We start from the raw sequence: 11,310 nt of genomic DNA, 5'->3' as shown, positions 1-11,310 counted from the left end.
CCAGCCCCCCCCCGCCCCGCACGGGCGGGGCGACCCCCCCCCCCCCCGCCGCACCGCGGGGGGCCGACCGGGTACCCCGGTGCCGCCCGACGGCGTTGTGGCGTTCCCCCGTGCACCCGGTCAGTTCCACTCCTCGCTGCCGGGGCCGTCGATCGGGAGGGGGGCCGACACGATCGGGCCACCGGCGCGGACCTGGGCGGCGGCGGGCCCGCCCACGGACGCCATCAGTCCGAGGGACAGGGTGGCAGTCATGCCGAGCACAACCAGAGCCGGCCGGAACGTGTTCACGAGTCGGACGTAGCGCACTGCCGCATCTCCTCAAGAATGGGTTTCCCTCGCTTCTGGAACGAGGCTATGCAGTCGCCACTTCAAGCTCTTATCGATACGTTCTTGTCCGGTTCTCAAGCGATACCCGACCGGTCCTGCAGTCCTGCAGCCCCGTCACCTCCAGCGGGGGCACACCAGGTCGGGGACGCCCGTCACCTCCCGCGGGCCCTCCTCCCCCGGGAGGTCCTCCATCGCCTCGATCAGCTCGGCCAGGTGCTGCTCGGCCTGCTCGACCAGCCGCGGCGACTTCAGGGCCGCGAAGCCGTCCCGGGCGCTGACCAGCCGCCGGAACGCCTCGTCGAAACGCCCCAGCCGCCGCAGCACCTCCCCGAGCCCCAGGCTGAGCCGGGCGTTGAGCAGCGGGACGTCGATCCGCTGCGCCACCCCGAGCCCGGTCTGCAGCGTCGCCAGGGCCTCGTACGGCCGGCCGGAGCGCAGCTGCGCCTCGCCCAGTCCGAGCAGGGCGTGCGTCTCGCCGCGCCGGTCGTGCTTGTCCCGGACGATCTGCAGCACCCGCCGGAAGCTGTCCTCGGCCTCGTCGAACCGGTCGAGCGCCAGGTACGCGCCGGCCAACCGGTTGACGGCCTGCGCCGCGCCCCTGGTCCGGCCGATCCGGTCGAAGACGCCGACGGCCTCGACGGCCAGCCGCAGCGAGGAGTCCAGCGCGCCCTGCTCCCGCTCGATCACCGACATCTGGCCCAGGGTGTGGGCGAGCGCGGAGGCGTCGCCGACCTCCCGGAACACCTCCCGGGCCTCCTGCAGGCGCTCCATCGCCTGCCGCCGGTCGCCGTGGATCCGGTCGATGATCACCATGTTGCGCAGCGCCAGCGCGTGGCCGTAGCGGTGGCCGATCCGCGCGAACAGCCGCACCGCGTTCTCGCACCAGTCCTGCGCCTCGTGGAAGCGCTCCTGGAACATCTCGACGGCGGCCAGCTCGTGGCACATCACGGCCTCGCCGAGCTCGTTCCCGGCCCGCCGCGCGACCTCCAGGGAGCGCTCGCAGGTGAGCCGCCAGTTCTCGTGGTGGTTGCGGATCTCGAACAGCACCACCGAGGAGGCGGTGAGGTCCCAGGCCAGTTCGTCCAGCGACAGCTCGCAGGCCTGGAGCACCGAGGCGACCAGCGACTCGCGCTCCGTCTCGAACCACTGCAGCGGGTCCTCCAGCAGCTCGTCGGTGTGGGCGCGGTCCAGCGGGCGGCGTTCCGCCGAGCCGTGCACCACCGAGAAGTCGCCGCCGTACTCGCGCCGGTGGGCCTCCTCGGCCAGGGCGAGCCAGGTCTCCAGCACCCGGGTCACCGCCTCCCGCCGCTCGGCCTCCTGCTCCTCCAGCTCGGCCCGCTCGCGCGCGTACAGCCGCAGCAGGGTCTGGAAGCGGTAGCGCAGCGCGCCGGTGGCGTCCGTGCCGGCCGCCTCCAGCAGTTGCGCGTCGACCAGGTGCTCGATCAGGTTCTCGGCCTGCGTCGGCGGCAGGTCGAGCAGGGCGCCGCCGACCCAGGCGGTGAAGTCGGGCACCGCCAGCAGGCCGAGCCGCCGGTACATCCGGGCCACGTCCGCCGGCAGGTCGCGGTAGCTGAGGCCGAAGCTCACCCGGACCTCCAGGTCCCCGGCGGTCAGCTCGTCCAGCCGCCAGCACTCGTTGGCGAGCCGGGCGGCCAGGTGCCGTACGTTCCAGTGCGGCTTCGAGGCCAACCGGGCCGCGGCGATACGCAGGGCCAGCGGCGTACGGTCGCAGAGCCGGACGAGCCGGCGCGCGCCGTCCGGGTCGTCGGTGACCCGGTCCGCTCCGGCGATCATGCCGAGCAGTGCCAGGGCGTCCGGCTCCGGCAGCGGGTCGAGCCGCAACCGGACCCTGCTGTGGCCGACCGCGAGGTGGTCCTGCTGGTCCTCCCGGCTGGTGACCACGACGCAGGAGCGGCCGCCGTCGGGCAGCAGGTCGCGGATCTGGTTGAAGGAGTGGGCGTTGTCCAGGATGACCAGGACGCGGCGCTCGGCCAGGATCGCCCGGTACAGCGACACCCGGTCGTCGTGGGCGGTGGGGATCCGTTCGCCGGGCACTCGGAGGGACCGGAGGAAACGATTCAGCACGTCCCCGGGTTCGGCCGGGGGCCGGTGCTCGTCGTAGCCGAACAGGTCCGCGTAGAGCTGGCCGTCGGGGAACTGCTCGGTCACCCGGTGCGCCCAGAACAGGGCGAGGCCGGTCTTGCCGACCCCCGGGAATCCGGTGACGAAGCCGCGGGCCGGCCCCCCTCCCCTGGATTCGTCCTCCAACAGGAGGTCCAGGGAGGCGAGTTCGGATTCACGGCCGACGAAGGCCGAAACCGGCGGCGGCAGTCCGCCCAGCGCGCGGCTGGGCGGGTCGTCGGCCGCCTCGACCTCCGGGACGACGTAGTCCTCGACGGACAACGCGGGCGCGGCGACCGTCTCCCGCGGGGAGCCGAGCAGCATCAGCTCGGGGTCGTCACGCAGGATCGCGTCGTGCAGCCGCTGGATCACCGGGCCCGGCTCCAGGCCGAGCTCCTCGACGAACTGCTGGCGCCCGTCCCGGAACGTCTCGGTCGCCTCGGCCCTGCGCCCGGCCCGGTACTGGGCGAGCATCAGGTTGTAGCGCAGCTGTTCGCGCAGCGGGTTCTCCCGCATCACGGCGGCCAGCCGGGGGATCAGCTCCTGGTGCCGGCCGAGCGCGAGCTCCAGCCCGGTGAGCTCCTCGTAGACCATCAGCCGCTGTTCCTCCAGGGCGACGGCCGCACCCTCGACCCGACGGCCGGTCACCCCGGCCAGCGCCGGGCCGCGCCAGACGTCCAGCGCCAGCCGGTAGAGGCCGGCCGCGTCCTCGTTGCGCTCCTCCCGGCGCGCCTGCGCGGCCTCGCTCAGCAGGCGGTCGAAGTGCACGGAGTCCAGGGTGTTGCCCTGCGCCTGCAGCCGGTAGCCGGGATGCGCGGTGAGGATGACCTCCCGCGGGCACTCGACCGCCCGGAACGCCTTGCGCAGTGCGGCGACGCAGATCGCCACCTGGGTCCTCGCGGTGGAGGGCGGCTGCCCTTCCCAGACCGCCTCGACAAGGCTGTCGACCGACACCTCCTTTCCCCAGGCCAGCACGAGCATCGCCATGATGGTGCGCTGACGCGCCCCACCTATCACCACCGGCCGACTTTGATATGTAACCGACAATGGCCCAAGAATGCCGAAATCGAGGCCAATATCCCGTTCAGCCGCATCGACCATCTGTACCCCCGTTGGTCTCACGCCAGGTGCCGCAGCGCGACCGAGGATACTTGATTGATTCACAAATCACGCCTGGCTTGCGTCGGCATCATTCACGGCCGGAACTCGCCCGCGTTCGCGGCCGGCCCCCCGTCAATTCGCCCGGAACGACGGAACGGAGCGAAGAAACAAACCGACCGGTGCGCCCCATTTCCGCGGCCCCGCGGATAGCGCCGGGAAGTGGACCGGCACCGTCCGAAGGAGTTCCGGCCGGCCCCGGCGGTGGGGGAATCCGCCCCAACCGGCCGGGGCCGGAGTGCTCCGGCGGGATCAGCCGCCGGGAGCCGGACGGACGGCGAGGACCATCGGGCCGGTCATCGCCGTCGTGAGCAGCGCCATCAACACCAGGACGGTGAGCCCCGCGGTACTGATCAGATGTGCCTGCCAACCGATCCCGGCGAGGACGATCTCGGTCACTCCGCGACAGTTCATCAACGCCCCGAAACGCATCGCGTCCGCCCGGTCCAAACCGGCCAGCCGGGCTGCTCCGCCCGCACCGACCAGCTTGGTCACGCAGGCCGCCAGCACGACGACGACGAGAACCAGCCAGTGCCCGCCGTCCCGCCCGAGCGAGCCGATCGAAACCTTCAGGCCGACACCGGCGAAGAACACCGGCAGCAGCACGGCCAGGGTGAAGCCCTGGAAGTGCTGCTGCATCCGCTCGATCACGCTCGACTGGTGCGGCACCACCGTTCCGAACAGGAAGGCGCCGACCGCCGGGTGCAGCCCGATCAGCTGGGTCAGCCCCGCGTAGCCGAGCGCTCCGGTCAGCAGGACGGGCAGCAGCAGCCGTTCGGGCGAGCTCCGCCGCTCCGAGCGCCGGATCAGCGCGGCGAGCGCGGGCCGCACCCACAGCACGGTGACGGCGACCAGCGCCAGGGTCAGCCCCACCGTGGAGACCAGCTTCCCGCTGCCACCGCCCGCCGAGGCCGCCAGGATGCCGGTGAGCGCCAGCCAGGCCACCCCGTCACCGAGCGCCGCCGTGGTCAGCGCGTAGCCGCCGAGCGGCGTGCGGTCCATCCTCAGGTCGACCAGGGTCCGGGCCAGGACCGGCAGCGCGGTCACCGACAGGGCCAGCCCGAAGAACGCCGGGTAGCCCCAGCCCTTCCCGGCCGACCCGGCCAGCACGTCCGGCGCCGCCAGCGCGATCGCGCCGCCGGCCAGGAAGGGCAGGACCATCCCGCCGCCGACCGCGGCCACCACCGGCCCGCGCAGCCGCACCTCCCGCAGCTCGCACCCGAGCAGGAAGACGAAGACGGACAGCCCGAGCTGCGCCGCGAGATCGAGCCCGCCGCGCACCTCGGGCGAGAAGATCCAGGCCTGCCCGGACGGCCAGATCCAGCCCAGCGCGGACGGACCGAGCAGCAGCCCGCCGAGGACCTCGCCGACCACCGGGGGCTGACGCAGCCGGACCATCAGCGAGCCCAGCAGATGGCTGAGCAGCACGACCACCGCGACCGCCAGCAGGAAGCGGGCGATCGGGTCGACCCGGTCGGCCCGGCGCGCGGTGTCCACCAGGCTCGGCCCCCACAGCACGAGGGCCGTCACCAGGACGACCAGCCCGGGGACCCAGCGGACCACCGCCTGCCGGACGGCACCCTCCCGCGGGCGCCGCGGCGGCACCCCACGACGGACCGGCCCCTCGGGCGCCGGCCTCTCCGCCGTGGTCACGGCGCCGCCACCCCCCGGGCGCCGACCGCGGCCGGCACCTCGGCGTCCTGCTCGGCGGCGGGCCAGTCGGCGAACCGGCGCAGCCCGTACAGCAGCGGGACCCCGCCCGCCCGGTGCACCTCGACGACCTCGCCGAGGACCAGGACGTGGTCGCCGACCTCGATCAGCTGCCGCACCCGGCAGCCGGCCAGCGCCAGCGCGTCCCCGGTGAGCCAGGGCAGGCCGAGGACGGGCGACGGCCGCCAGTCGACGTGCGAGAAGCGCTCGGCCACCGCGGTCGTGAACACCCGGGCGGCGGCCTGGCCCCCGGTGTGCAGGAGGTTGACGGCGAAGGCCTGTCGCGCGACCAGGGCCTCCAGCGTGCTGCTGGGGGCCTTCAGACAGACGGACAGGACGGGCGGAGCGGTGGTCACGCTGCTCAGCGAGGAGCAGGTGAGCCCGCGGGGACGGCCGACCGGGTCGGTGGTGGTGACCACCGCGACGCCGGTCGGGAAACGGCTCATGAGCCCCCGGTAGTCGTCCACCGGCACGTGCCCGGCGGTGGACGGCTGTCGTGCGGAGCGGGGCTGCGGACCGGCGCGGTCCACGAAGCGTCTGCCGGCCGGGGCCTGGCTCGACGCGGGCGGGCTGGCCATGCGTTCTCGCCTTCTGGGAGCGGTGCGGATGGTCGCCGAGCACTGCCGGGGGCACCGCCGGGCACCGCGGGACGGCGACCGTCGCCGATCGCCGTCCGTGCGCCGACGGGGCCCGGCCCGACGGGTCCACGGGGGTGGGGACCCGTCGGGCCGGGGGCTCGGTGCACCCCTGGCGGGTGCGGGTCAGTTGATCGACGCGAGGTACTCGTGGCAGCTCGGCAGGGCGGCGACGAGGCGGTCCGCGTCGGCCTTGATCCGGGCCAGCTCGGCGCGGGCCGCGGCCGGGTCGATGTGCGCGAGCGCCGGCCGGGCCGTCCGGGGCTCCTGCCCCAGCCCGAGCAGCATGGTGTTCCAGGAGTAGTGCTCGAAGCCGTGGTAGGCCGGGTAGATGGTCTGCTCGTCGAGCAGGTGCGAGGCGGCGACCTCCAGTCGCTCGGCCAGGCCGTCCGGGAGCGGGCGGACCTTGGTCTCCTTCCAGTACGGCGTGTCGTCACGGCGGGCCGCCCAGTAGTGCAGGACGAGGAACTCCTTCACGCCGTCCAGCACGTTGGCGACGCGCTTGTTGTAGTCCGCGGCCAGCGCCGGGTCCCAGCGCTCGTCCGGGAAGTGCTTCACCAGCTGCTCGATGCCGTGCTGGATGAAGAAGATGCCGGTCGACTCCAGCGGCTCCACGAAGGCGCTGGACAGGCCGATCGCCACGCAGTTGTTCACCCAGGAGCGCTCGTTGCGGCCGATCCGCATCCGGATGTGGTTGGCCTCCAGGTCGTCCCGGCCGGGAGCGGCGAACTCGCGCAGCGTGCGCTCCGCCTCCTCCGGGCTGGTGAACTCGTCGGAGTAGACGTAGCCCGTGCCGTTGCGCCCGAACAGCGGGATCGTCCAGATCCAGCCCGCCTCCATGGCCGAGGCCGTGGTGTACGGACGCATGTCCTTGCGCTGCTCCTCGTCCAGCGGCACCCGCAGCGCGACGGCCCGGTTGTTCGGCAGGACGTCCTGGAAGGAGACGAACGGCTCCTCCAGCGTCTCGTTGATCAGCAGACCGCGGAAGCCGGTGCAGTCGATGAAGAGGTCACCCGCGAGCTCTCCGTGCCCGCGGGTGGTGACGTGGCTGATCCAGCCGCGCTCGTCCCGGGCCACGTCCACCACGTCGTCCACCACGTGCCGCACCCCGCGCCGGGTGCCGTAGTCGGTGAGGAACCGGGCCAGCAGGCCGGCGTCGAAGTGGTAGGCGTAGGGGAACTGGGCGCGCTGCTCCTCCAGGGTGGAACGGCCGAGCGAACCGTCCAGGCCGCCGGCGAACAGCGACCCGTCCATCAGTCTCGGCGAGCGTCTCGCCTCGCACAGGTACGGCGTGATGTAGCAGCTGCGGTCGAAGGACTCGCTGCGGTCGCCGAGTTGCAGCCACCAGTCGGCGACGTTGAACCCGTCGGAGGTCCGCAGCCGCTCGAACGGGTGGTAGAAGTGGTGCCCGACCTCGCGCCAGTTCTCGAAGCGGATGCCGAGCTTGTAGGAGCCGGAGCAGTGCGGCATCCAGTCCCGCTCGTCCAGGCCGAGATAGTCGAAGAAGTGCCGGACGGTGCTGAAGGTCGCCTCACCGACGCCGATGGTGGCGACGCGGTCCGATTCCACCAGCGTCACGTCGATCCGGTCGCCGAATGCCGCCTTCAGGTAGGTGGCACTCATCCAGCCTGCGGTTCCGCCGCCGACGATCACTACCGAGTTGATCATCCCCGAGCCCTCCTGGAGATCCGTGATTCGTGCAGCGAAGTTATCCAGCCACGTTTTTCCTTCGTTATCGGTCGTCAATGGCGAGGGAAGATCGACGGTGTTCCCGACAATATCGACGGGTGCCCGGACGGAATCCCGCAGCCGCTTCCCGGCGTTTCTCCGCCGGTTTCTCCCCGGTCCCCGCGGGTTTCCCGCCGGTCCCGTTCCGTGCGCCCGTCGGGCCCCGTCGGCCGCTGCCGCTTTCCCGCCGCTTCGGCGGGGCACCGCGACCCAGCCGCCGTCCCCGCGGGGCGGCGGGCGGACGCGGCTACGCGCGGCTGCGCGGGGCTCTGCGGGGCTCTGCGGGGATGTCCGGATGCCGCCGGAGGCGCGCACGGCGTCGGCCGGTGTCGCAGGGCGTCGACCGGGGGGAGGGGGTGGGGCGTCCGGCCGCTCCGCCGCGGCGGGGGCGCACGGCGGCCGCGGCGCACGGCCGCGGCGGGCGGGATCCGCCGCCTCCGGGACCTCGCCGGGGCGGCCGTGACGGATCTGGTGGGGCACCAGGGGCTCGAACCCTGAACCTACGGATTAAAAGTCCGCAGCTCTGCCAATTGAGCTAGTGCCCCGCGGCCCTTGGTCCCGGTGGTGCCCGGTGGGGAGAGCCACGGCGATCCTACCCGGTGGGGCCCAGGGCTCCGCCAGTGGATTGCACGGACGCGCCGTGGGTGTGCAGCGGTCCTTGAGGCGGCGTGTAGTGGGCCGCGCGGACGCGGCGGAGCCACGCCTCGGCCGGGCGCGGGTCGGGGGCGGCGGGGAGGACACCGGGGCCGGCCAGCCGGTCGGCGGCGTCCGCGAGCAGGCTCTCGGCGACGGCGGGGCGGTCGGCGATGCGTTCGCCGAGTTCGCGGATCCGTTCGGGGTCGGGCAGCCGGATCAGGTTGCGGCCGCTCCGGTGCAGCCGGACGGCCTGCTCGACCAGCCGGACCAGGTGCCGGGCGTGCTTGGCGGCCCGGCGGCGAGTGGCCGGGTCGGTGGTGTCGCGGGTCAGCAGCTTGCGGAACTGCTGGTCGGCGTAGCCGAGATAGGCCTTCCGCACGGCGGGTGCGCTGAGGAAGCTCGTACGGATGCCGACGAGTTCCGCACCGAGCGGGGTGCGGGTCTCGTACAGGTCGTCGGGCAGCCAGACCAGTTCGGAGGCGGTCGGGTTGCAGGTCAGCGCGAGCCGGCACCACTTGGCGGCCTCGTGCAGGGTGAGGTCGGGCGCGGTGCTGACGTGCGACTCGGCGGGGCGGTGCAGGCCGTGCAACTCCTCGGTGGGGGTGGCGAACAGGCCCAGCCGGTCCAGGTCGGAGCCGGCGTGGGCGAAGCCGTACGCGGTGGAGCCGACGATGCCGGAGAGCAGGACGGTCCCGGGGGTGGTTGCGGGCACGGGTGGTCTCCTCCCGGGAGGCGTACGGTCGGGCTGCGGACGGGCGGACGGGCGGGCTGCGGACGGGCGTTCGGCCCACGGACGCGCCGCGGACGCGCCGCGGACGGGTACGGGCATCCTCTCCGGAACGGGCCGCGCCGGGCGAGCGAATTCCGGTCCGGGGCCCGCCCGCCCGCCGATACTGGCCCCATGGAGCACGATCCCCACGTGGAAGCGGTGGCAGCCGGCGGCGTCGAGAAGCTGCGGGCCTGGTGGTCGCACCGGCAGTGGCTGGACCGCCCGCACACCGATGCGTCCGCCGCCGAGGTGCTGGCCGCCACCGGCTGGGCCCGCTCGGTGGGCGGCGCGGCACCGTACCTGGGACTGTTCGCCCGCGCCGGGCTCCGCCGGGCGGCGGTGGACGAGGCGGTGGCCCGGCTGGAGGTGCACGAGCTGCCGTCCGCCCGCGGCTGCACGTACGTGCTGCCCGGCTCCGACTTCGCGCTCGGCCTGGCCTGCGGCGCCGCCGCGCCGGTGGGTGAACTGACCGCGGCGGAGAAGCACCTGGGGGTCGGCCGGGACGAGGTGGAGAAGCTCTGCCTGGCCATCGAGCGGGTGCTGTCGCACGAGGAGCCGCTGGACCCGACCACGATCCGGGAGTCGGTCGGGGACGCGGTCCGCCCGCTCGGCGAGGCGGGCAGGAAGCGCGGCCTCGCCACCACCCTGCCGCTCGCCCTCGGGCTGATGCAGTCGCGCGGCCGGATCCGCCGGGTGCCCGTCAACGGCCGCCTGGACCAGCAGCGTTACGGCTACGTCGGCTGGGACCAGCCGGTCGCGGGGAACGCCGTCGACCTCGCCCACCGCTACTTCTCCTGGGCCGGCCCGGCCACCGTCAAGCACTTCCGCTGGTTCTCCGGCTTCACCGCCGCCACCGCCCGGCGGGCCGTCGCCGAGGCGGGCGCGGTCCCGCTCACGCCCGGCTCGGAACTCCTGCTCCCACCCGAACTCGCGGACGAATTCGCCGAGTTCAGGGCGCCGAGCACACCGCACTACACCCTGCTGGCCGGCATCGACGGCATCCACCTGCTGCACCGCGACCTGCCCCGGCTGCTCGACCCCGCCGACGCCGCCCGCCCGCTGCCCGCCGGCCGGGCCGGCCGGGCCTTCGGCTCCGAGGCCGACCCCCAGACCCACGTCGTGCTCGACCGCGGCCGGATCGTCGGGCTCTGGGAGTACGACACCGAGCGGGCCGGGATCGTCCTGCTGCCCTTCGTCCCGCTCGACGACGCCCTGCGCGAGGCGGTGGCCCGCACCGAGGCGTTCGTCCGCGACTACCTCGGCGACGCCCGCGGCTTCAGCCTCGACTCGCCGAAGAGCCGTGCACCGAAGATCGCGGCGCTGCGGGCCGCCGCGGCAGGCGTGCCGGGCCGGTCGCGCGGGTAGCGTACGGACCGTGTCGACCACCACCACCGACGAAGTCCTGCTCGTCACCGGCGCCGGGCGCGGCATCGGCGCCGCCACCGCCCTGCTGGCCGCCCGCCGCGGCTACCGCGTCTGCGTCAACTACCGGACGGACGAGGCCTCGGCGGCCTCCGTCGTGGACGCGATCCGCGCCGAGGGCGGCACCGCCCTCGCGGTGCGCGCCGACGTCAGCCGGACCGCCGAGGTGGAACGGCTGTTCGCCACCGTGGACGCCGAACTCGGCCTGCTCACCGGCCTGGTGAACAACGCCGGCACGCTGGAGAAGCAGTGCCGGCTGGAGGAGATCGACGAGGACCGGCTGAACCGGATCTGGGCCGCCAACATCACCGGCCCGTTCCTGTGCGCGGCCCACGCCGTCCGCCGGATGTCCACCCGGCACGGCGGGCGCGGCGGCGCCGTCGTCAACGTCTCCTCGGCCGCCTCCAGGCTCGGTTCGCCGAACGAGTACGTCGACTACGCGGCCGCCAAGGGCGCGGTGGACTCGATGACCCGCGGCCTCGCCCTGGAGGTCGCCGCCGAGGGGATCCGGGTCAACGCGGTGCGGCCCGGACTGATCCACACCGACATCCACGCGCTCGGCGGCGAGCCCGGCCGGGTCGACCGGGTCGCGCCGGACCTCCCGATGCGGCGCGGCGGGCAGCCGGAGGAGGTCGCCGAGGCGATCCTCTTCCTGCTCTCCCACGCCGCGTCCTACACCACCGGCGCGTTCCTGGAGGTCTCGGGCGGCCGCTGACGACCGGTTTCCGGCCCCCCGGAACCGGAACCCGCACCACCCGGGGGCCGCTTTCGGACAGCGTCGGCCCGCCACCGAACGGCCCCCTC

Annotated in this window: 8 protein-coding genes and 1 tRNA gene; 2 read left to right on the top strand and 7 right to left on the bottom strand. The window is 73.8% G+C overall.

From position 1 onward, the window contains the following. Positions 1-120: 120 nt before the first annotated feature. The 7 genes from ACIGG8_RS32855 to ACIGG8_RS32825 form a co-directional block, all read right to left on the bottom strand. Complete coding sequence (locus ACIGG8_RS32855) at positions 121-252, bottom strand: hypothetical protein (protein WP_350526339.1); 132 nt, start codon at positions 250-252, stop codon at positions 121-123. A 189-nt stretch (positions 253-441) separates the two neighbouring features. Further along, the gene (locus tag ACIGG8_RS32850) at positions 442-3,435 is read right to left on the bottom strand and encodes a BTAD domain-containing putative transcriptional regulator (RefSeq protein ID WP_396552317.1); all 2,994 of its coding nucleotides are present in this window, start codon (positions 3,433-3,435) and stop codon (positions 442-444) included. 423 nt (positions 3,436-3,858) lie between these two features. After that, on the bottom strand, positions 3,859-5,259 hold the full coding sequence (locus tag ACIGG8_RS32845) for a cation:proton antiporter (protein ID WP_396552316.1): 1,401 nt from the start codon (positions 5,257-5,259) through the stop codon (positions 3,859-3,861). Next, positions 5,256-5,894 carry a flavin reductase family protein gene (locus tag ACIGG8_RS32840; protein WP_396552315.1) on the bottom strand — a complete coding sequence of 213 codons (639 nt, stop codon included), beginning with the start codon at positions 5,892-5,894 and terminating at the stop codon, positions 5,256-5,258. Before ACIGG8_RS32840 ends, ACIGG8_RS32845 begins: the two co-directional genes overlap by 4 nt. 183 nt (positions 5,895-6,077) lie before the next feature. Then, the gene (locus tag ACIGG8_RS32835; protein ID WP_350526335.1) at positions 6,078-7,619 is read right to left on the bottom strand and encodes a tryptophan halogenase family protein; all 1,542 of its coding nucleotides are present in this window, start codon (positions 7,617-7,619) and stop codon (positions 6,078-6,080) included. 529 nt (positions 7,620-8,148) lie between these two features. Next, positions 8,149-8,224, bottom strand: a tRNA-Lys gene (locus ACIGG8_RS32830). A gap of 47 nt (positions 8,225-8,271) precedes the next feature. After that, positions 8,272-9,027, bottom strand: coding sequence for a DNA polymerase beta superfamily protein (locus ACIGG8_RS32825; protein WP_396552314.1), 756 nt, complete (start codon positions 9,025-9,027; stop codon positions 8,272-8,274). Between the two features lie 189 nt (positions 9,028-9,216). Here ACIGG8_RS32825 and ACIGG8_RS32820 point away from each other — a divergent pair, with 189 nt between their 5' ends. Then, on the top strand, positions 9,217-10,449 hold the full coding sequence (locus ACIGG8_RS32820; RefSeq protein WP_396552313.1) for a DNA glycosylase AlkZ-like family protein: 1,233 nt from the start codon (positions 9,217-9,219) through the stop codon (positions 10,447-10,449). 10 nt (positions 10,450-10,459) lie between these two features. Beyond that, complete coding sequence (locus ACIGG8_RS32815) at positions 10,460-11,221, top strand: SDR family oxidoreductase (RefSeq protein ID WP_396552312.1); 762 nt, start codon at positions 10,460-10,462, stop codon at positions 11,219-11,221. Positions 11,222-11,310: the final 89 nt, after the last annotated feature.

The organism is Kitasatospora sp. NPDC085464, assembly GCF_044541955.1.
In the GTDB taxonomy this organism is placed as follows: Bacteria; Actinomycetota; Actinomycetes; order Streptomycetales; family Streptomycetaceae; genus Kitasatospora.
This window is presented reverse-complemented; position numbering and strand designations above follow the sequence as displayed.